Origin of the sequence: Streptomyces sp. NPDC006463 (assembly GCF_042870715.1) — a bacterium.
GTDB lineage: Bacteria > Actinomycetota > Actinomycetes > Streptomycetales > Streptomycetaceae > Streptomyces.
Genome location: NZ_JBIAHP010000003.1, coordinates 347,078 through 372,363, shown reverse-complemented (window position 1 = coordinate 372,363; position 25,286 = coordinate 347,078). Strand labels below are relative to the sequence as shown.

Sequence of the window (25,286 nt, the reverse complement as noted above, 5' to 3'; positions counted from 1 at the left end):
GACAGGCCCCGGGACGGGCCGTACACCCGGCCGTCCCCCGGACGAGCGATGCGGTCGGCCTAGCGCCGCTCGGCCGGGTCATCGCAGACGGGGGCTCACCGCCTCGGCCTGCCCGCCGGTCGGCACCAGTTCGCGCATACAGGTACGCAGCCAGGCGTGCGCCGGGTCCGCGTCGTGGCGCGGGTGCCAGGCCATGCCGAAGGGCAGCGTCGGCAGATCGAGCGGGATCTCGAAGGTCTCCAGGTCCAGCGCGGCGGCGAGCGGTGCGACCTGGGTGCTGATCAGTCCGACGAGGTCGCTCTCGCGCAGCACGAACAGGGAGGCGGGGAAGGTGCCCACGCTGCCCACCACCCGCCGGGACAGTCCCCGTTCGGCCAGGGCGGCGTCCACCGGGCCCTGCAGGCGGCCGCGCCGCGAAGCGATCAGGTGCTCGGCGTCGGCGAACCGGCGTGCGGTGACCCGGCCGCGGAGCAGCGGATGGCCGCGCCGGACCACGGCCAGCATCCGCGCGTCGGCGAGGTGCTCGACGCGCACTTCGGGGGAACGCGTGTCGACGACGCCGAGTTCCAGGTCGGCGACGCCCTCGCGCAGCGCCGGGACGTCCACGTGGCTCTCGCCCAGGAAGCGCAGCCGCACCCCCGGCGCCTCGCTCCTCACCCGGGTGAGGAGGGTGGCTCCGTGAACGGCGGTGAAGGCGTCGTTCGCCAGCACGGTGAAGGTGCGGGCGAGGGTGGACAGGTCCACCTGCCCGCCGGTGAGGAAGAGGGCTCGGGCCCGTTCCACGACGGCCCTGACCTCGCCCTGGACGGCGAGGGCGTGCGGGGTGGGCACCATGGTCCGCCCGGCCCGGACCAGGACCGGGTCGCCCAGGGCCTTGCGGATCCGGCCGAGGGTCCGGCTCATCGCGGGCTCGGAGAGGTGCAGACGGGCCGCCGCGCGCGACACGCTCGACTCCTCCAGGAGGACGTCCAGAGCGGCGAGGAGATTCAGGTCCAGACCGGACCCCGTCCCGGATTGCGTCACACGCATTCATCCCTTGCAGAACTTGCACTGGAAAGCAGGTCACCCCGACTCTACGGTGAAGCGGAGGCCTCGGCCCCATCCCCCTTGCCACCGACTCCCAGGAGGAGCCGTGCTCCGCCGTGCCCGCACGCGGGAACCCGTCACACCGCCCGCGCCCGCCGCGACCGTCCTCACCCGGCCCGCCCTGCTCGTCCTGTGCGCCTGCGTACTGGTAGCCCAGGGCATGGTCGCCGCCGTCAACCTGCTCATCCCGCAGCTCGCCGCGTCCACCCTGCGCCCGAGCCCCGGCGAGCTGCTGTGGGCGGTCGACGCCTACGTCATCGTCTTCGCCGCGCTGCTCATCCCGGCCGGGGCCCTCGGCGACCGGTACGGACGCAAGGGCGCCCTGCTGGCCGGGCTCGGACTGTTCGCCGCGGGCGGGGCCCTGAGCGCCCTCGCGCAGGCCCCGGCCGTGCTGATCGCCGGCCGTGGCCTGTGCGGGGCCGGCGCGGCCCTGATCATGCCCGCCACCATGTCCGTCCTGGTCCACCTGAGTCCGCCCGAGCGCCGCGGCCGGGCGCTGGCCACCTGGACGCTGGCCGCGGGCCTCGGGGGCCTGGCGGGCAATGTCGGCGGCGGCCTGGCCGGGGAGTTCCTGACCTGGCGGGCCCTGTTCTGGGCCGTCGTCCCGCTCGGCGCGGTGCTCGCGCTCGCGGTCGCCCGTACGGTCCCCCGTACGCCCTCGCGACCCGATGCGGCCGTCGACCCGGCCGGCGCGATGCTGCTCGCGGCGGCGCTGCTCGCAGTGGTCTACGGAATCATCGAGGGGCCCGCGTACGGCTGGGCCTCGGTACGCGTGCTGACCGCCTTCGGCGCCGGCGCAGGCCTCCTCGCCGCCTTCACCGGCCATGCCCTGCGCGCCGCCCGCCCGCTGCTCGACCCGCGGATCTTCGCCTCGCGGGGGCTGCGCGCCGGGGCGCTCGGTATCGGCACCGCCTTCTTCGGGCTCTTCGCCCTGTTCTTCGTCAACGCCCAGTACCTCCAGTACGCGAAGGGCTTCTCCCCCGCCGAGACCGGCCTGGCGATCGTCCCGCTGACCGTCGGCATGGCCCTGGTGCCCCGGCTCGGGGCCCGGCTCCAGGAGCGCACCGGGCCCCGGCTGCCGGTCGGCGCCGGGCTCGGCCTGATCGGGGCGGGGCTGCTGATGGTCTCCACCGCCGACGGGGGCACCCCGTACGCCCTGTACGCGCTGTACCTGCTGGTGCTGTCCGTAGGCACCGGGCTGTGCGCGCCCTCCCTGACCCTGACGGTGGTGGCCGAGCTGCCGCAGCACCAGGCCGGGTTGGGCTCCGGGCTGAACACCGCGGCCCGTGAGATCGGCGCCGCCCTCGGGGTGGCCGTGGTGGGCACGGTGCTGGCCTCCCGGTTCCATGGGAACCCGACGGATCCGGCGCAGGCCGCCGCCTTCACCGACGCGATGGGGACCGCCCTGCGCACGGTGGCGGTGGTGGTGCTGCTGGCCTCGGCCGCCGTGGTGGCCGGGTACCGGGACGCCGGGCGGGGCCGGGCCCGACGCCGGGGTGCGGGCAGCACCGCCGAGGGCGCATGCTGACGGTGTGACGGCGAGACCGGACAGCGGCGCCCCCGCCCTCGATGCCACGGCCCAGGTGCTCGCCCGGGCCTCCGTCGACGCGGTGGCGGCCGTAGGCGGGTACGCGGGCGGGGTGTACCTGCGCTCCGGCGCCGAGGGGCTGCTGCGGATGGCCGTGCTCACGGGACTCCCGGGGCCGCTGTTCCGGCCCTGGTGGCGGATGCACGTGAACCGGCCCTACCCGGTGGCCGAGGCCTACCGCTCCGGGCAGTCCGTGCACCTTCCCGATGTGGAAACGGCCATGCGCCGCTTTCCCCAGCTGATGGCCGGGCTGCCCTTCCCCTTCGCCTCGCTGTTCGAGCCGGTGACGGCCGGGACCGAGCGGTTCGGAGTCCTGATGGTGCTTCGCGAGCCGACTCCCGGGATCCCGGTCGGGGCGGCGGACCGCGACCGACTGCGCGAGACCGCGGACGGGCTGGCCCGGAGGCTCGCGGCGCTGACGGCGGCCGGGGCGCCGGTGATCTGGGAAGGCGACCCCCTCCTCGTCCGGCCGCCCGCACCGGCCAGGGACGGCGCCGACGAACCGGGCGCGCGGGAGGCCGTGGACCGGCTCGCCCAGGCCGTGCTGTCCGTGGACCGGCAGGGCACGATCGGCTTCGTCAACTCCGCCGCCGAGGACCTGCTCGGCCTCGGCCCTGCGCAGTTGCGCGGACGGGTGCTGTGGGAGGCGCTGCCCTGGCTCGGGCACCCCACGTACGAGGACCACTTCCGGGCCGTCTTCATGTCCACCGAGCCGGTGCACTTCCCGGCCCGGCGCGGCCGGCAGCCGCCCGGGGAATGGCTGTCGGTGGACCTGTACCCCAGCGCCGACGGGGTCACCGTGACGATCAGTGCCACCGAGAAGCCCGCCTACTCGCCCGCGTCGATGATGCAGCCGGGCACGGAGCTCGGCTCGCCCGCCGACCGGGCCGCCGCGCTGTACCGGCCGGTGGCCCTCGCCATCGCGCTGACCGAGGCGGTCACGGCCCGCCAGGTGTCGGCGGTGGTCACCGACGAGCTGCTGCCCGCCTTCGGCGGCCGCCAGCTGGCGATCTACCTGCTCGACGAGCGGCACCTGCACCTCGCCTGGGAGACCGGTTTCCCCAAGGGCTTCCTCAACCGCTTCGACGGGGTCGCGCTCGACGTGCGGCTGCCGGGCGTGGAGACGCTGACCTCGGGCCGGCCGCTGTTCTTCGAGTCGATGGAACATCTGGCCGCCGCCTATCCGGGCATTCCGCTGGACGCCCATGTCGGCGCCCGCGCCTTCCTCCCGCTGATCGCCTCCGGCCGCCCGGTCGGCTCGTGCATCCTCGGCTTCGACGCGCCCCGCGGCTTCAGCCCGGAGGAACGTACGGTGCTGACCGCCCTGGCCGGGCTGATAGCGCAGGCCCTGGCGCGGGCGCGGCGCTACGACAATGAGGTGGCGCTCGCCCGCGGGCTCCAGTCGGCCCTGCTGCCGCACCGGCTGCCGGTTAGCGAGCACGTGGACACGGTGGGACGCTACCTCCCCGGCACCCAGGGCATGGAGGTCGGCGGTGACTGGTACGACGTCATCGAGACCGGCGGCGGACGCCTCGCCCTGATCATCGGGGACGTGCAGGGCCACGGCGTGGCGGCCGCCGCGACCATGGGCCAACTCCGCAGCGCGGTACGGGCCTTCGCCTTGGCCGGCAGTACCCCCGACCAGGTGGTGCGCGGCACGAACCAGTTGCTCAGCGACCTGGACCCGGGCCAGTTCGCCAGTTGCTGCTACGTGGTGCTCGACCCGGCGTCGGGCACCGCCCAGGCCGTCCGGGCCGGGCACCCCCAGCCGCTGCTGCGCCACCCCGACGGGCGGACCGAGGTCCTGGACCTGGCGGGCGGGCTGGTGCTCGGCATCGACCCGGAGGCCGCCTACCCGGTGACCGAACTGCGGCTGGCGGTCGGCTCGGTGCTCGCCCTGTACACGGACGGGCTGGTGGAGAAGCCGGGCACCGACATCGATGTCGGGGTGGAGCGGCTGCGGGCGGCCCTGGCCGCGACCGGGCCGGGCCCGCTGACCGAGACGGCCGACCGGCTGATCGCCGAGGCGGGCGGCAGCGAGGACCGGCCGGACGACATCGCCCTGCTGCTGGCGTCCCGTACGGGCGGGGCCTAGGCGTGTCGTCCCGGGCGCGGGTGCGAGGCGGCCGCCAGGGTGAAGGAGTGGCCCGCCGGATCGCTGAAGAGGCGGGCGTCGCGCGGGCCTTCGCCGGCGTCGGGTGAGAGCGGGCGGGCGCCGAGCGAGACGGCTTCCCGCTCGGCCTCGTCCAGATCCGCGGCGGCGACCAGGATGCGCAGGTGTGCCTGCTGGGAGTCCTCGGGGCGCGGCCAGCTCGGTGGTGCGTAGCCGTGGTCCCGGCGCACGGCCAGGTGCACGCCGGCTCCGCCGACGACCTCGACCGTGTCGGGCCCCTCCCCGGCCCGGACCTCGGCACCGAGCAGGTCGGCGTAGAAGAGGGCCAGTGACTCCGGCTCGGCGCAGTCCAGTACGAGAACGCTCGTCTTCGCGACAGTCATGGACCGCGGATACCCCCGGACTCCGCCCGCACGCGCCGCCACACTCCGCCTCCGGCGCTGTCAGTGGGACTTGGTAGAACTGCTGTCGCACCGTCCGCCCGTCCGAGCGGACCGTTCACCACCAGGAGCAGCGCATGAGCCAGGTCTCACACCTCAAGGAACTGGGCGGGCTGCCCGCCTTCGACTTCCCGGGCACGGACGTCGAGGGCGAGGTCGAGCTGCCCGGGGCCGACGCCGTGGCCTGGCGGGTCCGGGGCGACGAGCACGAGACCGAGGAGACCTGGAGCGAGGCCTTCGCCCGCTTCACGGCCGACGTCGACACCCGGCAGGTCCGCTCCCTGATCGTGGGCGTCTGGGAGGAGTCGTACGAGACCTCCAGCGCCGACATCGTGAGCAGCCTGGTGGCGGCCGCCGCGGACTTCCCGCTCCTGCGCGCCCTCTTCCTCGGCGACATCGAGGGGGAGGAGTCGGAAATCTCCTGGATCCAGCAATCGGACGTCACCCCGCTCCTCGAAGCCTTCCCCGCGCTGCGCGAATTCGGGGTGCGCGGCGGTAACGGGCTGGTCCTCGCTCCGGTCAAGCACGCGGAGCTGCGGCGGCTCGTGGTGGAAACGGGCGGGCTGCCCCGGCAGGTGGTGCAGGGCATCGCCGCGAGCGACCTGCCCGCCCTGGAGGCTCTCGACATATGGCTCGGCACGTCCGAGTACGGCGCCGACACCGAGCCGCAGGACCTGGAGCCGATCCTCTCGGGCGTGCGGCTGCCGGCCCTGCGCCATCTCGCCCTGCGCAACAGCGAGATCCAGGACGCGGTCGCCGTCGCCGTGGCGGGCGCGCCGGTCGTGGCCCGGCTGGAGACCCTGGACCTGTCCATGGGCATCCTCACCGACGAGGGCGCGGCCGCCCTGCTCGCGGGCGGGCCGCTCACCCACCTGAACCGCCTGGACCTGGACCACCACTTCATCGGCTCCGAGCTCCAGGAGCGGCTGCGCGCGGCCCTGGAGCCGCACGGCGTGGAGCTCGTCCTCGGCCCGGGCGAGACAGACGAGTACGACGGGGAGATCTACCGGTACGTCGCGGTGTCGGAGTGACGCGTCCGTCCCTCGCGGTCGTCGGCAATCCGGGGGGCCGCCGTGTGGCGCTCTTCCAGGAGGCCGTGCGCGCCGCCGGACTGCCGCCCGCCCGGGTGGTTCCGTGGCGGAAGGTACTGGACGGCGGGGCCCGGTTCCGGCCGGGCGAGACCGTACGGATCGACTCGCCTGGCGAGGACCCGGAGGTCGACCGGCTGCTGCGGGGGACGGCCGACCCCACCCGGGTGGAGGGGACCGGCCGTTGGTACCGTCGGTTCACCGGGGCCGTCGAGGAGCTGGCCTCCGAGGTCGCGGCGGCCGGCGGGCGGCTGCTCACCACCCCGGAGGACCTGGCCGTCCTGTTCGACAAACGGCTGACCCACCACACCCTGGAGACGGCGGGAGTTGCGGTGCCGCCCTCCCCGACTTCCGGCCCCGCCGCGCCCCCGGTGCGCGGCTGGGCGGACGTACGTGAGGTGCTGGCGCGGCCCGGGTTGCGCCGGGTGTTCGTGAAGCTCGCCCACGGTTCCTCGGCCTCCGGCGTCCTCGCCGTCGAATCCGGGGCGGGCGGCCGCGTCCGGGCGACCACCTCGGTGGAGCGGTCCGCCTCCGGCGGGCTGCACAACTCGCTGCGGGTGCGCCGGTACGAGGACGAGCGCACGGTCGGCGCGATCGTCGACGCGCTGGCCCCCGACGGCCTGCACATCGAGCGCTGGCTGCCGAAGGCCTCGCAGGACGGCCGCGCGGCCGATCTGCGGGTCGTGGTCATCGGCGGCCGCGCCACGCACGCGGTGGTCCGCACCGCGTCCGGGCCGATGACCAACCTGCACCTCGGCGGCGCCCGCGGCGACCTCGACGCCGCCGTCGCCGCCGTGACGGCGGCGGGCGGCAGCTGGTCGAAGGACGCCCTCGCCGTCTGCGAGCGCGCTGCGGCCGCCTTCCCCGGCACCCTGTGCGTGGGCGTGGACCTGCTCCCGGCAACGGGCTGGCGGCGGTTCGCCGTCGGCGAGGTCAACGCCTTCGGGGACCTGCTGCCCCACCTCACCGGGCTGCCCGGCTCGCCCGCCGCGGGCCTCGACACCTACGCGGCCCAACTGGCCGCCGTACACGCATCCGCACGACGGGAACACCATGCACCCCTCCCCGCCCGCCCCTGACATGAACGAGGTCGTCGGCCACGACGACCTGCTGCTCGTCACCCTCGACACCCTGCGCTTCGACGTCGCCGCCCGGCTGGCGGCCGAGGGCCGGATCCCGCACCTCGCGGCGCACCTCCCCGGCGGGGTCTGGGAGCGGCGGCACGCGCCCGGCAGCTTCACCTACGCCTCGCACCAGGCGATGTTCGCGGGCTTCCTGCCGACGCCGGCCGGTCCCGGGCCGCATCCGCGGCTGTTCGCCGCCCGGTTCGCGGGCAGTGAGACCACGGCCGGGCGCACCTGGGTGTTCGACACCCCGGACCTGGTCTCCGCACTGGCCGGGGCCGGGTACCGGACGGTGTGCGTGGGCGGGGTCGGCTTCTTCAACAAGCAGGCCGCGCTGGGCTCCGTACTGCCGGGGATGTTCCAGGAGAGCCACTGGGAACCGGAGTTCGGGGTGTCGTCGCCGACGTCCTTCGAGGCGCAGGTGGCCTGCGCGGAGCGGGTGGTGGCCGGACTGCCGCGGGACCGGCGGCTGTTCCTGTTCGTGAACGTGTCGGCGCTGCACCAGCCCAACTGGTTCCACCTGGAGGGCGCGGCCGCGGAGGCCGGGGACTCGTGGGAGACGCACGCGGCCGCGCTGGAGTACGTGGACCGGCACATCGGCCGGCTGTTCGACGCGATGAGCGCGCGGCGCCGCTGCTTCGCGATCGTCTGCTCCGACCACGGCACGACGTACGGCGAGGACGGATACACCGGGCACCGACTGGCACACGAGGCGGTCTGGACGGTCCCGTACGCGCAGTTCTTCCTGGAGCCGAAGGAGGCCCTGCGATGAGCGTTCCCCCCACCCCGTACGAGAGTTACGTGTACGCGTACCCGCACAAGACGGCGTACCGCGCGCTGGCCGGGCGGCCCGCGCTGCGCGAGCTGTGGGCGGAGCAGCCCAGGCACGCGCTCTCCCTCTACCTGCACATCCCGTTCTGCGAGGTGCGCTGCGGATTCTGCAACCTGTTCACGCGGATCGGCGCGCCCGAGGGGCTGACCACGGCCTACCTCGACGCGCTGGAGCGGCAGGCGAACGCCGTCCGGGACGCGCTCGGCGAGGGGGAGCCGCTGCGGTACGCGGCGGCCGCCTTCGGCGGCGGGACCCCGACCTTCCTGACCGCGTCCGAGCTGGAACGGCTCTGCGACATCGCGGAGAAGAGCGCGGGCGCCGATCTGCGGGCGGTACCGCTGTCGGTGGAGGCCTCGCCCTCGACCGCCACCGCGGACCGTCTCGCCGTCCTCGCCGACCGGGGCACCACGCGGCTGAGCCTGGGCGTACAGAGCTTCGTGGCCGAGGAGGCGCGCACGGCCGTGCGGCCGCAGAAGCGGGCGGAGGTGGAGGCGGCCCTGTCCCGGATCCGGGACGCGGCGATCCCGGTCCTGAACATCGACCTGATCTACGGGATCGACGGCCAGACCGAGGACAGCTGGCGGTACTCGCTCGACGCGGCGCTGGCCTGGGAACCGGAGGAGCTGTACCTGTATCCGCTGTACGTGCGGCCCCTGACGGGTCTGGGGCGCCGGTCGGACGAGCCCACCGCGGACTGGGACGAACAGCGGCTGCGGCTCTACCGGGCCGGCCGGGACCATCTGCTGGCCGCCGGGTACGAGCAGGTCTCGATGCGGATGTTCCGCCGCCCCGGGGCCCCGGCGACGGGCGCCGACGACTACGCCTGCCAGACGGACGGCATGGTGGGGCTGGGCTGCGGGGCCCGTTCGTACACCGCGGAGCTGCACTACTCCTTCGACTACGCGGTGGACATGCGGGAGATACGGGGCATCGTCGACGACTACGTGGGGCGGTCCGAGGCCGACTTCGCGCGGGCGGAGTACGGCCGGTGGATCGACGGCGACGAGGCCCGCCGGCGGCATCTGCTGCAGTCCCTGCTGCAGGCGCAGGGCATGGCGGTGGCGGAGTACCGGGAGCGGTTCGGCAGTGACCCGTGGGAGGACTTCCCGGCGGAGCTGGCGGCCTTCGCGGAGCGCGGCTGGCTGTCGCAGGCGCCGGGCCTGATGCGCCTGACTCCCGAGGGGCTGGCGCATTCGGACGCCGTGGGTCCCGCGCTGTTCTCGGCGGAGGTACGGGCCGCGATGGCCGCGTACGAGCGCAAGTGACGGGCCCGGGGGCCGCACCGGCCATGGACCTGACGCTGCTCTACCGGGGTCCGCTGGCGTCCTGCGACTACGACTGCCCGTACTGCCCGTTCGCCAAGCGGCGGGACAGCCGCTCGCAGCTGACCGCGGACCGGGCGGCGCTGGAACGGTTCGCCGCGTGGGCGGCCGGGAACACGGCCGACCGTCTGTCGCTCCTGTTCACCCCGTGGGGCGAGGGCCTGGTCCGCTCCTGGTACCGGCGCGCGCTGGTGGAGCTGTCGCACCTGCCGCACGTCCGCCGGGTCGCGATCCAGACCAACCTGAGCTGCCGCGTCGAGTGGACCGCCGAGGCCGATCCGGACACGCTCGCGCTGTGGTGCACGTACCACCCGGGGCAGACCCCGTTCGACCGCTTCCTCGGCCGGTGCCGGGAGCTGGCGGCGCGGGGGATCCGGTTCAGCGTGGGCGTGGTCGGGCTGCCGGAACACCTCGCGGAGGCCCGGCGGCTGCGCGCGGAGCTCCCGGCGGAGGTGTACCTGTGGGTGAACGCGGCGGAGGGCCGTACGTACACCGACGCGGAGGCCGCGGAGTGGACGGCGTTGGACCCGCTCTTCGCGTACAGCCGCCACCCGCACCGCTCGGCGGGGCTGCCCTGCCGCACGGGCGAGTCGGTGATCTCGGTGGACGGCGACGGCACGGTCCGCCGGTGTCACTTCGTGAAGGCGGAGCTGGGCAACCTCTACGACGGCTCGTACCGGGCGGCCCTGCGCCCTCGTGGCTGTCCGCTCACCGTCTGCGACTGCCACATCGGCTACGTCCACCTGGAGACGCTGCCGCTCTACGACGTCTTCGCGGGCGGCGTCCTGGAGCGGATCCCGGCGTCCGGCAAAGCGGAAGAAAATTCTTCGGCGGGGCAGCTGCGGTTCCCGCACCTGCCGCTCGTGCAGCTTTAACACGTTCTTTACGCCGCGGACCGGGGCCGGCGGGGCCCCGGACGACGAAATCCGCAGGCGGACAGCTATTGACCTGCGGATCTCGCAGAGATTGCATGTCGGCCCGGGAGCCACGGAACCACTTGCTCACCACCGCCTCGGAGGCGATACCGCTCCCCCACTCATTCACCGCACCTGCCGATCGGAACCCCGCACCGATGACTGACACGATCAGCGCCCCACAGGCCCTCTCCCCCGCCACCGGGCCCGTCCCGCAGAAGCTCAAGCGTTCCATCGGCGTCGTCGGCGGGACTCTGCTCACGCTCTCCTGCGTGACGCCCGCCTCGACCCTCTTCGTCGTCGTGCCCGACCTGTTCTCCAGCCTCGGCACCTGGACCGCCCTCACCATCGCGATCGGCTCGCTGCTCTGCATCGGCGTCGCGTTCTGCTACTCGGAGCTGGGCACCCTCATCCCCAGCGCGGGCGGCGAGTACGCGATGGTCTCCACGCTGGCCGGACGGCTCGCGGGCTGGCTGGTGTTCGTCCTGTCCCTGCTGGTCGTCATGATCGTGCCGCCCGTGATCGCCATGGGCACGGCCGACTACCTCGCCCCGCTGATCGACATCCCGGCTCCGGTCGCGGGCGGCGGCGTCATGCTGCTGGCCACCCTCGCCGGTCTCCTCGACCTGCGGGCCAACGCCTGGATCACCGGCATCTTCCTCGTCCTGGAGGTGGTCGCCGCCGCCATGGTCGCCGTACTGGGCTTCGCGCACGGCGAGCGGGGCGCCGACGCGCTGGTGCACGGCACGGTCGCCGCCGAGGGCGGCGGCACGTCCACCGTCACCGCGATGATGGTCGTCTCCGGGCTCGCCATCGCCCTCTTCATCACCCAGGGGTTCTCGACCGCCGTCTACCTCTCGGAGGAGCTGGAGAACCCGCGGCGCAACGTCGCCCGGACCGTGCTCGCCACGCTCGCCATCTCCACCGCCGTGATCCTGGTGCCGGTCATCGCCATCACCATGGGCGCCCCGGACCTGGACGCGCTGGCCGCGGGCGACCTCGGCGGGATGGTGACCGCCTGGTCCAACTCGGCCGTCGGCACCTTCGTGAGCCTGTGCGTCGCCCTCGCCATCGTCAACGCGGGCATCGTCATGGTCATCCAGAACTCCCGGGTGCTGTTCGCCTCCGCCCGTGACAAGGCCTGGCCCCAGCCCGTCAACAACGCCCTGTCCAAGCTCGGCCGCTTCGGCTCGCCGTGGGTGGCGACCCTGGTCGTCGGTGTCCCGGGCGCGGCGATGTGCTTCGTCAACCTCGACACCCTGTACGGGGTCACCGGCGTCTCGGTGACCGGCATGTACCTGCTGGTGGCGGTAGCCGCGCTGTTCAGCCGGCGCGGGGCGCACCGCGACGCGGCCGCCTGGCGGATGCCGCTGTGGCCGGCCGTGCCGATCGCGCTGATCGCCGTACTCGCGTACATCCTGACCCAGCAGGAGACCCAGTACCTGCTGTGGACGGGCGGGATCACCGCCGCGGCCACCGTGTACTGGGCGCTGTACCTGCGGCCGCGGCGGGAGACGCGCTGGCTGGTCAGCATCCCGGAGGACGGCGAGAACGCCGGCGCCTAGGCTCCGGCGCGACGGGACCGAGCGGTCCCCGCGACTTCGCCGAACGGCGGGTCCGTGACGTAGCCGCGGTAGGCCGCGTGCACCTCCTCGAAGGAGTGCACGCGGCCTGTCTGCGGGCGGAGTTCGCGGGCGGCGAGGGCCAGGACCATGTCCTCGAACCGGTCCCGGCTGCCGACGAAGACGCGGCGGATCGTCGCCGGGCCCGACGCGCACGCCGCGTGCGAGACCTCGGTCCCGGCCTTGCGGGCGCTGCCCGTGACGAGCAGGTCGATCTCGCCGTAGAGGAACTGGCGCGCACCGCTTCGCGAACCGCACGGAGAAGAGCGCGACCGGCCGGTGCCGAGGGCCAGTACGGTCACGGTCCGGCCGGTAGCGTGGCCGCCTCCTCCCAGGTCAGTGGCCGGGGACGTGTACGGCCGCCTGCTCATCCCGTACGGCGTACTCCGCGAGCATCACGTCGAGAGTGCGGCCGGGCCGGTCCAGGGCGTCCGGGGTGATCCGGCCGGTCCGCCGGCGCGGGAAGTACGTTCCGGCGACGCGGTCGCCGACCGCGAACCGCGTGACCGACTCCCCCACGGCGACCACCCGCCCGTGCCGTCGCGGAGCGCGACCACACCGGGCACGGCGGGCAGCGGGTAGCGCCCGTTCAGGAACAGCAGTCACGCCGGTTGAGCGAAGCCGCCTTCTACTGGCCGCCGGTTACGCGCCCGCGTGCGCCGAGTCGCCGCTCGACAGGTCCGCCGCCGAACCGGGACTGATCGCTCCCGATCGCCCCTCCGGCCGGTCAGCCGACGCGGACGGCCTCGCCCTCGGCCAGCGTGAGGGCGGTGTTGATCAGTCCGACGTGGCTGAAGGCCTGGGGGAAGTTGCCGAGTTGCCGCCCGGCGATGGGGTCGTACTCCTCGGCGAGCAGCCCCACGTCGTTGCGTACCGTCAGCAGCCGCTCGAACAGGTCCCGGGCCTCCTTCTCCCGCCCGGTCAGGTACAAGGCGTCGGCCAGCCAGAACGAGCAGGCCAGGAAGGCCCCTTCGTCGCCGGGCAGGCCGTCGACGGCGGGGCCTTCGGTGGTGTAGCGGCGGACCAGGCCGCTACGGCCGAGCTCCTCCCGGACCGCGTCGACGGTGCCGATGACGCGCGGGTCGTCGGGCGGCAGGAAGCCGACGCGGGGAATGAGCAGGGTCGCCGCGTCGAGCTCGCTGGAGCCGTAGTACTGGGTGAAGGTGCCCCGCTCGGGGTCGTAGCCCTTCTCGCACACTTCACCGTGCACCTCGTCCCTCATGGTCCGCCAGCGCTCCACGTCACCGGGCATCGAGGCATCGCCCTCCAGGGTGCGCACGGCCCGGTCGGCGGCGACCCAGGCCATCACCTTGGAGTGCACGAAGTGGCGGCGCGGGCCGCGTACCTCCCACAGCCCCTCGTCGGGCCGGCGCCAGTTCCGCTCCAGGAAGTCGAGCAGCGCGAGCTGGATCTGCCACGCGTGGCGCTCGGAGGCCAGCCCGGAGGCCCGCGCGAGGTACAGGGAGTCGATGACCTCGCCGTACACGTCGAGCTGGAGCTGGTCGACCGCCGCGTTGCCGACGCGCACGGGCGCGGAGGAGGCGTAGCCGCGCAGCCACGGCAGGTCGGTCTCGGGGATCCGGCGCTCGCCGGCGATCCCGTACATGATCTGGAGGTCCGCGGGGTCGCCGGCGACCGCGCGCAGCAGCCAGGCCCGCCAGGCGCGGGCCTCGTCCTGGAACCCGGTGGACAGGAGCGAGCCGAGGGTGAGGGTGGAGTCCCGGAGCCAGCAGTAGCGGTAGTCCCAGTTGCGGACCCCGCCGATCTCCTCGGGGAGGGAGGTGGTGGCCGCGGCCACGATGCCGCCGGTCGGGGCGTAGGTGAGGGCCTTGAGGGTGATCAGGGAGCGGGTGACCGCCTCCCGGTAGGGGCCGTCGTAGCAGCACTGGGAGGCCCATTCCCGCCAGTCGGCGAGGCTCTGCTCCAGCGCCGTGTACGGGTCGACGGGCTCGGGGCGCGGGTCGTGCGAGGCGTGCCAGGTGAGGACGAAGGCGACGCGCTCCCCCGCTGCGACGGTGAACTCGGAGCGGGTGCTGTTGGCCTCGCCCCAGGTGTGCACGGGCGGCTCGCTGCGGAACCAGGCGGAGTCGGGCCCGGCGATGGCGACGCGCTCCCCGTCGCTGCGGCGGACCCAGGGGACGACGTGGCCGTAGTCGAAGCGCAGGCGCAGGGTGCTGCGGACGCTCACCTCGCCGGACACGCCTTCGACGATCCGCATCACATCGGGTGAGACGTCACGCTGCGGCATGAAGTCGATGACCTTGACCGTGCCGTCCTCGGTCTCCCAGTACGACTCCAGCACCATCGAGCCGTCCACGTAGGCGCGGCGGGTGCACGGCTCGGCCGCCCCGGCGGATGCGGGCGCGATGCGCCAGTGGCCGTTCTCCTCGTCGCCGAGGAGCTTGGCGAAGCAGGCTCCGGAGTCGAATCGCGGCAGGCACAGCCAGTCGATGGACCCGTCGCGGCCGACCAGTCCACTGGTCATCAGGTCGCCGATGAGTGCGTAGTCTTCGATGGGTTGTGTCATTTGTGCGATCTTCCCCCGAATGCCCGGGGCCAATCAGCGCAGGCCCCGGACACCCTCGCGCGCGCCTGCCTAGTTCCGTACGAGGAGCAGCGCGCCGGCGAGGACCACGCCGAGGGCGACGGCGAGGGCGCCGTGGGCCAGGCGGTGGCTGCGCAGCACGGGCAGGAAGCGGTCGACGGCGTACCGGCCGGGGCCGGTGAGGGCCAGGGCCGCGGCGCCCGCCGCCAGCAGCAGTTCGTACTCGATGCCCTTGGGGGCGAAGAAGGATCCGGCGCCGTGGACGGCGATCGCGTTGATGAGGGTGCCGACGACGGCCGCGCCGGCGAGCGGGGTGAGCAGTCCGACGGCGAGGCCGAGGCCTCCCAGAGTCTCGGTCAGCCCGGCCAGGACGGCCATGGCGTCGCCCGCCGGGTAGCCGCTGGCGGTGAAGAACTGGCCGGTGCCGCTGATGCCGCCGCCCCCGAACCAGCCGAAGAGCTTCTGGGAGCCGTGGGCGGCCATGGTCAGCCCGAGGACGAGGCGCAAGAGCAGCAGGCCGGTGTCGTGGGCCGGGGTCGAGAGCGAAGGGGAGGCGGCGGTGGCGGGCTGCGCGGCCGGTGCGGCGGCCTGCGGCTTCGTCGTGGCGACGGAGGGGCTGGTCATCGGGGTGATCCTTCCGGTCGTGCGGCCCGAGGGGGACGGGACTGGGCAAGGTTGTTCAAATTCGAACCGCAGACCTCCGACCCTAACCATTGATTCAAATTGGAACAACCCGTGTAGGCTGGGGCCATGGCTGAGACGAGATGGCTGGACGACCGCGAGATGCGGGCCTGGAGCGGATTCCTGGCCGCCTCGGCCCTGGTGAACCGCCGCCTCGACCAGCAGCTGAAGGACGACTCCGGGCTCTCGCACCCCCAGTACGAGATCCTCGTACGCCTCGCCGCGGCCCCCGGACGCGAGCTGCGGATGACGGAACTGGCCAATGGCCTGATCAACTCGAAGAGCGGCCTGACCTACCAGATCACCCAGATGGAGAAGGCCGGGCTGGTGCGCCGCCGCAGCTGCCCCTCCGACGTGCGCGGCGTCTTCGCCGTCCTCACCGACGCCGGGAGCGCCCGGCTGGACGAGGCGGCGCCCGGGCACGTGGCCACCGTCCGGGAGATCCTCGTCGACGTCCTGACCCCCGAACAGCTCGACGCGCTCGCCGACGGGCTGGGCGAGGTCGGACGGCGCCTGCGCGAGTACGGCGCCTGAGGAAGCAGCGGGCGGACGGGTCGGCGGGGGTACGGAAACCCGCGGGGCGGGTATAGGGGCGAAATGGACGGAAAGTTCTGGCTCACGCTCGCCACGGTGGTCGCGGCGGTGCTCGCGGTGGCCGCGGCGGTGCTGCTGGTACGGGTCTTGCGGGCGCGGCGACTGCTCGCCGACGCCGGGATCCCGCTGCGCGACAAGGCCCTGTTCTGGGCCGCAGTGATCTACACCGTCTCGCCGGTGGACCTGATTCCGGACCCGGTCTACCTAGACGACATCGGGCTCCTGCTGCTGGCCCTGCGCTCGCTGCACGCGGCAGCGGCGGCGACCCGGCCGGCGACGGCCCGCCCCGCGAAGCCCTGACCCGCCGCACGGCCAGGGCCCGGTTCACAGGACCCCGCGGGGGCGGAACTGGACGCTGATGCGCGGCCCGACGGCCCGCGCCGACTTGGGCACCGCGTGCTCCATGGTCCGCTGGCACGAGCCGCCCATGACGACGAGGTCGCCGTGGCCGAGGGCGAGACGCAGCAGGGTGGCTCCGCCGTCGCGGGGGCGGAAGGCGAGGTCGCGGGGGTCGCCGACGGAGACGATCGCGACCATGGTGTCCTCGGTGGACGAGCGGCCGGTCCGGTCGCCGTGCCAGGCCACGCTGTCGCGGCCGTCGCGATAGAGGCACAGCCCCGCGGTGGTGAAGGGCTCCCCGAGCTCCGCGGCGTAGTGCCGGGACAGCGCCTCGCGGGCCTCGGTGAGGGCGGCGTGCGGAAGCTCCTCGCCCTCACCGTAGAAGGCGAGCAGGCGGGGCACCTCGACCTCGCGCTCGTACATCTGGCGCCGCTCGGCGCGCCAGGGCACATCGGCGGCCAGCCGCTCGAAGAGCACGTCGGAGCCGGTCAGCCAGCCGGGGAGGTGGTCGACCCAGGCCCCGGAACCGAGCGGGGTGCGCCGCACGCCCGTGAGCGGCCCGAGACGGATCTCGTCCCCCTGGTCGAAGAGGGAACCCTGTAGGCCCTGGGCAGCGTGCATGGCACCAGCCTAACCCCACACATCGAACATGTGCACGAATATCCGCGTGCGGCGGGGCGACAGGGCACCGTCGCGGGGCGGCAGGGCGCCGTCATCCCCGTACGAGGCCGCGCACGTTCTCGACGCTTCCGCAGTCCGCCGCCAGCTGCCGCTCCCGCTCCCGCAGGAACGCGGCTCCCAGCTCGGCCCTGCGCTCACCGGGAACGTTCTCCCGGGCACCGTTGAGGATCGTCCGCTCCTCCTCGTCGACGTGGTGGGAAACCGCCTTGACCAGGTCCTCCAGCCGCGCGTCCCATTCGTCGGAGCCCACCTCGTCGACTTCGAGCAGCGCCAGCAGCGCCTCGTTGCCCTCGGCGTGCTCCTCGACCCCGTGTTCCACCTCCTCGTTGTCGACGTCCCTGAAGCGCTTCAGCGCGCCGTACACCTCGGCTTCCTCCGCCTCGCCGTGGGCGATGAGCAGCGCGGAGAACTTCGCGAGTGCGCCGGCCCGGTCGGCCTCCACGCTGCGCATCCGGCGGAACAGCTCCTCCATGGTGCGGTGGTCCTTGAGGATCACCGCGACGACGTCCTGGTCCTGGTCCCCGGCCATGCCACATCCCTCCTTTGCTGAGCTTCCGGTCGTCCTGCGCGTGCTCGCTGAGAAGGGATCCAAACCTCGCCCCCCTCCGGTCACCGCGCGGCAGCCGGGGTACCCGGGGCGGGATGCCGGCGCGCCGTCCGGTGCCCCGGCTCCCCAGGCTGTAGGGCAAGGGGTGCAGGCGCGGCGGCGAGGCTTCGGGAGGACGGATGACGTCGGTGGACCGGTCACCGGTAGAGGCGCCGCCCGACGACCGGACCGCGCCCAGGACCGAACGGCGGGCCGGCCAGGGCTCCGCCGTACTGGGGTGGCTGTCGACCACCGACCACAAGGTGATCGGCAACCTCTACCTGGTGACGGCCTTCGCCTTCTTCCTCTTCGCCGGCGTGCTGGCCCTGGTGATGCGGGCCGAACTCGCCCGCCCCGGGCTCCAGATCATCTCGAACCAGCAGTACAACGAGGCGTTCACCATCCACGCCACGATCATGATGCTGCTGTTCGCGACGCCGACCTTCACCGGCTTCGCCAACGCGGTCATGCCCTTGCAGATCGGCGCGCCCGATGTCGCCTTCCCCCGGCTGAACGCGTTCACCTACTGGGTGTACCTGTTCGGGGGCCTCATGGTGGTGTCAGGCCTGCTGACCGCCGACGGGGCGGCGGCGTTCGGATGGTTCGCCTACGCGCCGCTCAACAGCGCCGCGTACTCCCCGGGAACCGGCCCGGACCTGTGGGCCATGGGGCTGGCGGTGTCGGGCCTCAGCACGATCCTGGGGTCGGTGAACTTCATCACCACCATCGTCTGTCTGCGCGCCCCGGGCATGACCTTGTTCCGCATGCCGATCTTCACCTGGAACGTGCTCTTCACGTCCATTCTGGCGCTGCTGGCCTTTCCGGTCCTCACGGCCACCCTGCTGGTCCTGGAGGCGGACAGGAAGTTCGGCGCGCACGTCTTCGACGCGGCCAACGGCGGCGCCCTGCTGTGGCAGCACCTGTTCTGGTTCTTTGGGCATCCGGAGGTCTACATCGTGGCGCTGCCGTTCTTCGGGGTGGTGAGCGAGATCCTGCCCGTCTTCAGCCGGAAGCCGATGTTCGGGTACGCGGCCCTGATCGGTGCCACGATCGCCATCACGGGCCTGTCGGCGACCGTGTGGGCGCACCACATGTTCGCGACGGGGGCCGTGCTCCTGCCCTTCTTCTCGCTGATGTCCTTCCTGATCGCCGTCCCCACGGGCGTGAAGTTCTTCAACTGGATCGGGACCATGTGGCAGGGTTCGCTCTCCTTCGAGACACCGATGCTCTGGTCCATCGGCTTCCTCGTCACCTTCCTGCTGGGCGGTCTGACCGGCGTGATGGTCGCATCGCCGCCGCTGGACTTCCATCTGACGGACAGCTACTTCGTCGTCGCCCATCTCCACTACGTGCTCTTCGGCACGATCGTGTTCGCCACCTTCGGGGGCTTCTACTTCTGGTGGCCGAAGCTGACGGGACGGATGCTGGACGAGCGGCTCGGCAAGGTCCACTTCTGGACCCTGTTCGTCGGCTTCCAGACCACGTTCCTGGTCCAGCACTGGCTGGGCGAGGCCGGGATGCCGCGCCGGTACGCCGACTACCTCGAGAGCGACGGCTTCACCCTCCTCAACACGGTCTCCACCATCGGCTCCTTCCTCCTCGGCCTCTCGACGCTGCCCTTCCTCTACAACGTCTTCAGGACGCAGCGCCACGGCGAGCGGGTCACCGTCGACGACCCGTGGGGCTGGGGCCGTTCCCTGGAGTGGGCGACGAGCTGCCCGCCGCCGCGCCACAACTTCCACGCCCTGCCCCGGATCCGCTCGGAATCCCCGGCCTTCGACCTGCACCATCCGGAGGTGCCCAGTGACAGAGTGCCCGGCGAAAGGGGTACACGGTGAAAGAGGTACGCGGTGAAAGGTGAGGCCTGGCTCTTCACCGGCACGGCCCTGTTCTTCGCGGCGACCACCGTCGTCTACGGCTGGTTCTCGCGCGAGCCGGCGGGCACGGCGGCGCTGTGCGTCTCCTTCATCATGTCGGGCCTCGTCTCCGCCTTCCTCTGGCGCCAGTACCGGCGCGCGGGAGAGCGTCCGGAGGACCGCGGGGAGGCCGAGGTCCGGGAGGCCGGCCGCCGCGCCTTCTTCCCCGCCCGCAGCCTGTTTCCCGTACTGGCGGCGGCGGGCAGCGCGCTGATCGGCCTCGGCGTGGTCCAGGGGCTGTGGCTGTGCCTCATCGGATTCGGCGTGCTGATGCCCGGCATCCTGGGGTTCGCCTTCCAGAGCCTCGGCCACGAGGAGTAGCCCGAGCGGCCCGGACTGCTCAGCCGTCCTCGGCGGACTCCCGCACGTCCGGTCCGGCGGTGGTCGCGGCGATCTTCCGGCGCTGTTCGGGGGTGGCGGGGTAGGGAAGCCGGTCCTGGTAGTACCAGGCGCTGATCGCCGAGCGCGCGCCGGCCAGCCGGCGTCGCAGGGCGCCGCCGGCGGCCGCTGCGGCGGCGTCGGCGGGCAGCGGCTCGGGCCGCTCCCTGGCGAGGACGGCGTACCGCTCGGTCGCCGTGAGGGCCCGGTGCAGCGGCTCGAAGCCGCCCTCGACGCCCTGGCTCACCACACCGGACGCCTCCCCCTCGGTCAGCAGCCGGCGCTCGCGCGACTGGAGGGCCAGGCACAGCCGCCTGGTGAGCCAGAAGGCGGCCGTCGGCACGGCGAAGAAGGCGACGCGCAGCGTCCAGGTCAGCGCGTGCACGGGCACGTCGAAGACGAAGGCGAGGATGTCCTGGGCTCCGGCGAGGAGCAGCACGGCGTAGCAGGAGACGGCGGCCACGCCCAGGCCGGTGCGGGCGGGACGGTCACGCGGGCGGTCGCACAGGTGCCGTTCCCCCGTCGCGCCGGTGATCCAGCGTTCGAAGAAGGGGTAGGCGTAGAGGAGCGCGAAGAGCAGCCCCGGCAGGAGGACTGCGGTGACCAGGGGATTCCACATGATCGTGTGCCCCCACAGTCGGGTTTCCACCCCTGGCATCAGCCGCAGGGCCCCTTCGAGGAATCCGACGTACCAGTCGGGCTGGGCTCCGGTGGAGACCACGTCGGCGCGGTAGGGGCCGTAGGTCCAGATGGGGTTGATCTGCGCGACGGCCCCCAGGGCCGCGAGGAGGCCGAAGACGGCGAAGAACAGCCCGGCGGACTTGGCCATGTACTGGGGGAGGAACGGCAGGCCGACGACGTTGCGTCCGCTCCTGCCGGGCCCCGGCCAGTGGGTGTGCTTCAGGACCACGACGAGGAGGATGTGCACCGTGATCAGCCCCAGCAGCAGGCCTGGGACCAGCAGGATGTGCACGGGGTAGAGCCGGGGCACGATGTCGACGCCGGGATACTGCCCGCCGAAGACGAAGAAGCTCAGGTAGGTGCCGACGACCGGGACCGACAGCATGATCCCCTGGGCGATCCGCAGCCCGGTGCCCGACAGCAGGTCGTCGGGGAGCGAGTACCCGGCGAAGCCCTCCAGCAGCGCCAGCATGAACAGCGTCACCCCCAGCAGCCAGTTGACCTCGCGCGGCCGGCGGAAGGCACCGGTGAGGAACACCCGCAGCATGTGCGCGCCGATGGCGGCGACGAAGACCAGGGCCGCCCAGTGGTGGATCTGCCGGATCAGCAGCCCGCCCCGTACGTCGAAACTGATCCGCAGGGTGGACAGGTAGGCCTGGGACATCAGCACGCCCTGGAGCGGGCGGTACGAACCCTTGTACGGCGTCTCCCGCATCGAGGGGTCGAAGAAGAAGGTCAGGTAGACGCCGGTCAGCAGGAGCACGACGAAGCTGTACAGGGCCAGCTCGCCCAGCAGGAACGACCAGTGGTCGGGGAACACCTTGCGCATGCCCGTCCGGAGGACTTCGGAGAGCGGCAGCCGCGCGTCGAGGGCCTCGGACCCCCGCGCCACCGCCCGCCCGGCCCTGTTCCCCGGCCGCGCGTTCCGCTTCGAACCAGGCACCGGCACGCACCTCCTGTGCGGACCCTCACCCTTGGGTCGGGCAAGTCATCCGAAGTGCGCACAAAACTACCGAGCGACATGATTCGCTATCAATTCAGACACGGAGTCGTCGACTTCCGGAAATGGGGGCAGGAAGTCCTCACCCGGCCGCCGGCCATCCATCGAGCCCTCTGAGGAGACGTCCGTGAAGATGCTGATCAACAGCCCGGAGACCGTGGTCGCCGACGCCCTGCGCGGGATGGCGGCGGCCCATCCCGAGCTCGACGTCGACGTGGAGCGGCGGCTCGTCGTACGTCGGGACGCGCGCGCCGGCGGACGGGTCGGCGTGGTCTCCGGGGGCGGCTCCGGACACGAGCCGCTGCACGCGGGCTTCGTGGGGTACGGGATGCTGTCGGCCGCCTGCCCCGGGGAGGTGTTCACCTCGCCCGTGCCCGACCAGATGCTGCGGGCGGCCGGGGCGGTGGACTCCGGGCAGGGGGTGCTGTTCGTCGTCAAGAACTACACCGGGGACGTGCTGAACTTCGAGATGGCCGCCGAGCTCGCCGAGGAGGACGGCCTGCGGGTCGAACGGGTACTGGTCAACGACGACGTCGCGGTCACCGACAGCCTGTACACGGCCGGGCGGCGCGGCACCGGGGCCACGCTCTTCGTCGAGAAGATCGCCGGGGCGGCGGCCGAGGAGGGGGCACCGCTGGAGCGGGTCGCGGCGCTCGCCCGGCGGGTCAACGAGTCCTCGCGGAGCTTCGGCGTCGCGCTGAGCGCCTGCACCACGCCCGCCAAGGGCAGCCCGACCTTCGATCTGCCCGACGGGGAACTGGAGCTGGGGGTCGGGATCCACGGCGAACCGGGCCGGGAGCGGCGCGCGACGATGCCGGCGCGGGAGATCGCGGAGCTCGCGGTGGGCGCCGTACTGGAGGAGCTGGCGCAAGCCGGCCCGGTACTGGCGCTGGTCAACGGGATGGGGGCGACGCCGCTGCTGGAGCTGTACGGGTTCCACGCCGAGGTGGCGCGCGTGCTGGAGGCCCGCGGTGTGCCGGTGGCGCGGACCCTCGTGGGGAACTACGTCACCTCGCTCGACATGGCGGGGTGCTCGGTCACCCTGTGCCGGGCCGACGAGGAAATGCTGCGACTGTGGGACGCGCCCGTGCAGACCGCGGCGCTGCGCTGGGGCCGCTGACTAAGGTGGTGTGGGGACCGGCCAGACGTTCGCGAGACGAGGAGATCCGGTGCGTGACGCAGACTTCTTCCGGCGCTGGATGGCGGCCGCCGCGGCGGCCGTCGAGCGGGAGGCGGACCGGCTGACCGAGCTCGACTCCCCCATCGGGGACGCCGACCACGGGAGCAACATGCTGCGGGGCTTCATCGCCGTACGGGCGGCCCTGGACGCGGAGGCTCCGGCGACGCCGGGGGCGGTGCTGCAGCTCGCCGGGCGGACCCTGATCTCGACCGTCGGCGGCGCCTCGGGACCGCTGTACGGGACGCTGCTGCGGCGCACCGGCAAGGAGCTCGGGGAGGCCGCCGAGGTCTCCGACGACGAACTGCGCAAGGCCTTGTACGCGGGCGTGGGCGCGGTGGCCCTGCTCGGCGGGGCGGCGCCCGGCGACAAGACGATGCTGGACGCCCTGGTGCCGGGGGTCGCCGCGCTGAACACCTCGTACCGGGCTGCCGGCGACGCGGCGGACAACGGGGCGCTCGCGACGGTACCGCTGCTGGCGCGCAAGGGCCGGGCCAGCTACCTCGGCGAGCGGAGCATCGGGCACCAGGATCCGGGCGCGACCTCGTCGGCGCTGCTGCTGGGTGCGCTGGCGGACGTGGCGGACGCGTCGGGCGGTGCGCGGTGACCGGCGCGGATTCCGGCCTGGTCGGCATCGTGCTGGTCTCGCACAGCGCTCCGGTCGCCGAGGCGGTTGCCGAGCTGGCGCGCGGCCTCGCGGTGGGCGGCCCCGATGCCCCGATGGCTCCGGTGGCGGCGGCGGGCGGAACGGCCGACGGCGGCCTCGGGACGAGCGCGGAGCGGGTCCTCGCGGCCGCGCGGGAGGTGGACCGGGGCGCCGGGGTCGCCCTCCTGGCGGACCTCGGCAGCTCCGTACTGACGGTCAAGGCCCTGCTGGCGGACGACGAACTGCCTGCGGGATCCCGGCTGGTGGACGCTCCCTTCCTGGAGGGAGCGGTGGCGGCGATGGTCGCCGCCTCCGCGGGAGCCCCCCTGTCGGCGGTCGAATCCGCCGCCGCCGAGGCATACGCGTACCGCAAGGCCTGACCCTCGGAGGCCGTGGCCGCAGGCAGCCGGGGCCGGTCCGCGCCCGGACCCGGGCACCGCCCTGGGCTACTGGCGGCCGCGCAGGGTCTCGATCTCCCGGCGCTCGCGCTTCGTGGGGCGACCGGCACCGCGGTCGCGGATGCCCACCACCGCGGCCTCGACGGGGGTCGGCGGCGGCGGACTCTTGTCGATCAGGCACTCGGCGGCGACCGGAGCGCCCACCCGCTTGGACACGGGCCGGCGGACCACGACGATCCGCTCCCGGCCCGCGTGGAAGAGCCGTACCTCATCACCCGCGCGTACGGGCTGCGCGGGCTTGGCGCGCTCCCCGTTGACCCTCACGTGCCCCGCCCGGCAGGCGGTCGCCGCGATCGAGCGGGTCTTCGTCAGGCGCACGGACCAGATCCACGCGTCCACGCGCACGGATCCCGTTTCCGCCCCTGTTCCCGATGCCTCATCAGCCATGCCCCGACTTTAGCGAGGCGGGCGCGGGACCGTGGAACGACTTTTGGCAGATTCCACAACATGCATAGCATCTGCCATGGAGATGATCCCAAGAGAATTGCAAATGCGTCAGCGATGCCCCTACCTTGTCGCACACGCAGTCCCGACGTGCAGATTCACCGCACCTGCGCCGGGACCGCCCCGGTCCCGGCACCGCGCCGGCCGCCGACCCGACCGAGGAGCATCAGCCCATGTCCCCGACCCTGCACCTGACCCGCCGCCGTGCCGTCGCCGCCGCGCTGACCGCCGCTCTGCTCTTCCCGCTGGCCGGCTGCGGCAACGACGGCGGCGACAAGGAGCCCGTCGCCGACACCTCCGCCGGAGCCTCCGCACCGGGCTCCGCCACGGCCCGGGCCGCGAACCTCACCGTCCTGGCCGCCTCCTCCCTCACGGACGTCTTCAAGGCCGCGGGTGCCGCGTACGAGAAGGCCCACCCCGGTACGAAGGTCACGTTCTCCTTCGCCGGTTCGCAGGAGCTCGCGGCGCAGGTCAAGCAGGGCGCCCCGGCCGACGCCCTGGTCACCGCCGACACCAAGACCATGGACGGGGTCAAGGCGGAGACGGGCGAGGCCAAGGTCATCGCCAAGAACCGCCTGGTCATCGCTACCGGCAAGGGCAACCCGTTCAAGATCGCCGGTCTCAAGGACCTCGCCGACACCAAGATCAAGGTTGTGCTGGCCGCACCCGAGGTCCCGGTCGGCCGCTACAGCAAGGAGATCCTGGACAAGCAGGGCGTCACGGTGAAGCCCGTCTCCCAGGAGCCCAACGTCCGCGCCGTGCTGAGCAAGGTCGAGCTGGGCGAGGCCGATGCGGGCCTCGTCTACAAGACGGACTCCGCCAAGTCCGGCGACAAGGTCGTCGCCGTGGAGATCCCGGACGAGCAGAACGCGGTGGCCTCCTACCCGGCCGCCACCCTGAAGCAGTCCAAGAACGCCGAGGCCACTGCCGCGTTCGTGGCCTGGCTGAGCACCCCGGAGGCCCAGAAGATCCTCCAGGACGCCGGATTCCAGCAGGCGTAGCAGAGGCAGGGCACGGCCCTCGGCCCGCCG

Annotated in this window: 26 protein-coding genes; 16 read left to right on the top strand and 10 right to left on the bottom strand. The window is 73.0% G+C overall.

Features of this window, described 5'->3' with window-relative positions; genetic code table 11:
* Positions 1 to 78 precede the first annotated feature (78 nt).
* Entirely contained in the window at positions 79 to 1,029 is a 951-nt protein-coding gene (locus ACFYOB_RS08715) for a LysR family transcriptional regulator (RefSeq protein ID WP_388556454.1), read from the bottom strand.
* Between the two features lie 103 nt (positions 1,030 to 1,132).
* Here ACFYOB_RS08715 and ACFYOB_RS08710 point away from each other — a divergent pair, with 103 nt between their 5' ends.
* A complete protein-coding gene (locus ACFYOB_RS08710; protein ID WP_388556451.1) occupies positions 1,133 to 2,614 on the top strand; it encodes an MFS transporter in 1,482 nt (493 codons plus the stop codon).
* On the top strand, positions 2,583 to 4,769 hold the full coding sequence (locus ACFYOB_RS08705; RefSeq protein WP_388556448.1) for a SpoIIE family protein phosphatase: 2,187 nt from the start codon (positions 2,583 to 2,585) through the stop codon (positions 4,767 to 4,769). The genes ACFYOB_RS08710 and ACFYOB_RS08705 overlap by 32 nt, the downstream gene beginning before the upstream one ends.
* Here the strand turns inward: ACFYOB_RS08705 and ACFYOB_RS08700 are convergent.
* Positions 4,766 to 5,170, bottom strand: a complete 405-nt coding sequence (locus ACFYOB_RS08700) for a VOC family protein (RefSeq protein ID WP_388556446.1) — start codon at positions 5,168 to 5,170, stop codon at positions 4,766 to 4,768. The genes ACFYOB_RS08705 and ACFYOB_RS08700 overlap by 4 nt on opposite strands.
* Positions 5,171 to 5,304: 134 nt before the next feature.
* Between ACFYOB_RS08700 and ACFYOB_RS08695 the strand changes: the two genes are divergently transcribed.
* The 6 genes from ACFYOB_RS08695 (at position 5,305) to ACFYOB_RS08670 (ending at position 12,072) form a co-directional block, all read left to right on the top strand.
* Complete coding sequence (locus ACFYOB_RS08695; RefSeq protein ID WP_388556444.1) at positions 5,305 to 6,258, top strand: STM4015 family protein; 954 nt, start codon at positions 5,305 to 5,307, stop codon at positions 6,256 to 6,258.
* Positions 6,255 to 7,394 (top strand): STM4014 family protein, encoded by a 1,140-nt coding sequence (locus ACFYOB_RS08690; protein ID WP_388556441.1) that lies wholly within the window; start codon positions 6,255 to 6,257, stop codon positions 7,392 to 7,394. The genes ACFYOB_RS08695 and ACFYOB_RS08690 overlap by 4 nt, the downstream gene beginning before the upstream one ends.
* Position 7,395: 1 nt before the next feature.
* Positions 7,396 to 8,211: an STM4013/SEN3800 family hydrolase gene (locus tag ACFYOB_RS08685; protein WP_388556438.1), complete on the top strand. Its 816-nt coding sequence runs from the start codon at positions 7,396 to 7,398 to the stop codon at positions 8,209 to 8,211.
* Positions 8,208 to 9,536, top strand: coding sequence for an STM4012 family radical SAM protein (locus tag ACFYOB_RS08680; protein ID WP_388556435.1), 1,329 nt, complete (start codon positions 8,208 to 8,210; stop codon positions 9,534 to 9,536). Before ACFYOB_RS08685 ends, ACFYOB_RS08680 begins: the two co-directional genes overlap by 4 nt.
* Before the next feature lie 23 nt (positions 9,537 to 9,559).
* On the top strand, positions 9,560 to 10,468 hold the full coding sequence (locus ACFYOB_RS08675) for an STM4011 family radical SAM protein (protein ID WP_388556799.1): 909 nt from the start codon (positions 9,560 to 9,562) through the stop codon (positions 10,466 to 10,468).
* 197 nt (positions 10,469 to 10,665) lie between these two features.
* The gene (locus ACFYOB_RS08670; RefSeq protein WP_388556432.1) at positions 10,666 to 12,072 is read left to right on the top strand and encodes an APC family permease; all 1,407 of its coding nucleotides are present in this window, start codon (positions 10,666 to 10,668) and stop codon (positions 12,070 to 12,072) included.
* On the opposite strand, the gene ACFYOB_RS08665 is transcribed toward ACFYOB_RS08670, so the two are convergent.
* The 4 genes from ACFYOB_RS08665 to ACFYOB_RS08650 all read right to left on the bottom strand — a co-directional run bounded on the left by ACFYOB_RS08665 (position 12,069) and on the right by ACFYOB_RS08650 (position 15,298).
* Positions 12,069 to 12,431, bottom strand: coding sequence for a hypothetical protein (locus tag ACFYOB_RS08665; RefSeq protein WP_388556429.1), 363 nt, complete (start codon positions 12,429 to 12,431; stop codon positions 12,069 to 12,071). The two genes, ACFYOB_RS08670 and ACFYOB_RS08665, sit on opposite strands and share 4 nt — an antisense overlap.
* Positions 12,432 to 12,465: 34 nt before the next feature.
* Positions 12,466 to 12,648: a hypothetical protein gene (locus tag ACFYOB_RS08660; protein WP_388556427.1), complete on the bottom strand. Its 183-nt coding sequence runs from the start codon at positions 12,646 to 12,648 to the stop codon at positions 12,466 to 12,468.
* Between the two features lie 208 nt (positions 12,649 to 12,856).
* Positions 12,857 to 14,656, bottom strand: coding sequence for a glycoside hydrolase family 15 protein (locus ACFYOB_RS08655; RefSeq protein ID WP_388556425.1), 1,800 nt, complete (start codon positions 14,654 to 14,656; stop codon positions 12,857 to 12,859).
* 69 nt (positions 14,657 to 14,725) lie between these two features.
* Positions 14,726 to 15,298, bottom strand: a complete 573-nt coding sequence (locus ACFYOB_RS08650) for a DoxX family protein (protein ID WP_388556423.1) — start codon at positions 15,296 to 15,298, stop codon at positions 14,726 to 14,728.
* A 126-nt stretch (positions 15,299 to 15,424) separates the two neighbouring features.
* Here ACFYOB_RS08650 and ACFYOB_RS08645 point away from each other — a divergent pair, with 126 nt between their 5' ends.
* Positions 15,425 to 15,889: a MarR family winged helix-turn-helix transcriptional regulator gene (locus tag ACFYOB_RS08645; RefSeq protein WP_388556421.1), complete on the top strand. Its 465-nt coding sequence runs from the start codon at positions 15,425 to 15,427 to the stop codon at positions 15,887 to 15,889.
* A 63-nt stretch (positions 15,890 to 15,952) separates the two neighbouring features.
* Positions 15,953 to 16,249, top strand: a complete 297-nt coding sequence (locus ACFYOB_RS08640) for a DUF1232 domain-containing protein (protein ID WP_388556418.1) — start codon at positions 15,953 to 15,955, stop codon at positions 16,247 to 16,249.
* Between the two features lie 24 nt (positions 16,250 to 16,273).
* Here ACFYOB_RS08640 and ACFYOB_RS08635 read toward each other — a convergent pair whose 3' ends face one another.
* Both ACFYOB_RS08635 and ACFYOB_RS08630 read right to left on the bottom strand, forming a co-directional pair.
* Positions 16,274 to 16,909: an alpha-ketoglutarate-dependent dioxygenase AlkB gene (locus tag ACFYOB_RS08635; protein ID WP_388556416.1), complete on the bottom strand. Its 636-nt coding sequence runs from the start codon at positions 16,907 to 16,909 to the stop codon at positions 16,274 to 16,276.
* Between the two features lie 91 nt (positions 16,910 to 17,000).
* On the bottom strand, positions 17,001 to 17,498 hold the full coding sequence (locus tag ACFYOB_RS08630) for a hemerythrin domain-containing protein (protein WP_388556413.1): 498 nt from the start codon (positions 17,496 to 17,498) through the stop codon (positions 17,001 to 17,003).
* 197 nt (positions 17,499 to 17,695) lie between these two features.
* Here ACFYOB_RS08630 and ctaD point away from each other — a divergent pair, with 197 nt between their 5' ends.
* Both ctaD and ACFYOB_RS08620 read left to right on the top strand, forming a co-directional pair.
* A complete protein-coding gene (ctaD, locus tag ACFYOB_RS08625; RefSeq protein WP_388556410.1) occupies positions 17,696 to 19,393 on the top strand; it encodes a cytochrome c oxidase subunit I in 1,698 nt (565 codons plus the stop codon).
* A 12-nt stretch (positions 19,394 to 19,405) separates the two neighbouring features.
* A complete protein-coding gene (locus ACFYOB_RS08620; RefSeq protein ID WP_388556407.1) occupies positions 19,406 to 19,792 on the top strand; it encodes a cytochrome c oxidase subunit 4 in 387 nt (128 codons plus the stop codon).
* A 19-nt stretch (positions 19,793 to 19,811) separates the two neighbouring features.
* On the opposite strand, the gene ACFYOB_RS08615 is transcribed toward ACFYOB_RS08620, so the two are convergent.
* On the bottom strand, positions 19,812 to 21,359 hold the full coding sequence (locus ACFYOB_RS08615) for a cytochrome bc complex cytochrome b subunit (RefSeq protein ID WP_388556796.1): 1,548 nt from the start codon (positions 21,357 to 21,359) through the stop codon (positions 19,812 to 19,814).
* 298 nt (positions 21,360 to 21,657) lie between these two features.
* Here ACFYOB_RS08615 and dhaK point away from each other — a divergent pair, with 298 nt between their 5' ends.
* From dhaK to ACFYOB_RS08600, 3 genes are read left to right on the top strand one after another with little or no spacing between them, the layout of a single operon-like run.
* Entirely contained in the window at positions 21,658 to 22,650 is a 993-nt protein-coding gene (dhaK, locus tag ACFYOB_RS08610) for a dihydroxyacetone kinase subunit DhaK (protein WP_388556404.1), read from the top strand.
* A gap of 49 nt (positions 22,651 to 22,699) precedes the next feature.
* On the top strand, positions 22,700 to 23,314 hold the full coding sequence (gene dhaL / locus ACFYOB_RS08605; protein ID WP_388556402.1) for a dihydroxyacetone kinase subunit DhaL: 615 nt from the start codon (positions 22,700 to 22,702) through the stop codon (positions 23,312 to 23,314).
* On the top strand, positions 23,311 to 23,733 hold the full coding sequence (locus ACFYOB_RS08600) for a PTS-dependent dihydroxyacetone kinase phosphotransferase subunit DhaM (protein WP_388556399.1): 423 nt from the start codon (positions 23,311 to 23,313) through the stop codon (positions 23,731 to 23,733). Before dhaL ends, ACFYOB_RS08600 begins: the two co-directional genes overlap by 4 nt.
* 66 nt (positions 23,734 to 23,799) lie before the next feature.
* Here ACFYOB_RS08600 and ACFYOB_RS08595 read toward each other — a convergent pair whose 3' ends face one another.
* Positions 23,800 to 24,198 (bottom strand): RNA-binding S4 domain-containing protein, encoded by a 399-nt coding sequence (locus ACFYOB_RS08595; RefSeq protein ID WP_388556397.1) that lies wholly within the window; start codon positions 24,196 to 24,198, stop codon positions 23,800 to 23,802.
* A gap of 230 nt (positions 24,199 to 24,428) precedes the next feature.
* On the opposite strand from ACFYOB_RS08595, the gene modA reads away from it, so the two are divergent.
* Positions 24,429 to 25,256, top strand: a complete 828-nt coding sequence (gene modA, locus ACFYOB_RS08590) for a molybdate ABC transporter substrate-binding protein (protein WP_388556395.1) — start codon at positions 24,429 to 24,431, stop codon at positions 25,254 to 25,256.
* Positions 25,257 to 25,286: the final 30 nt, after the last annotated feature.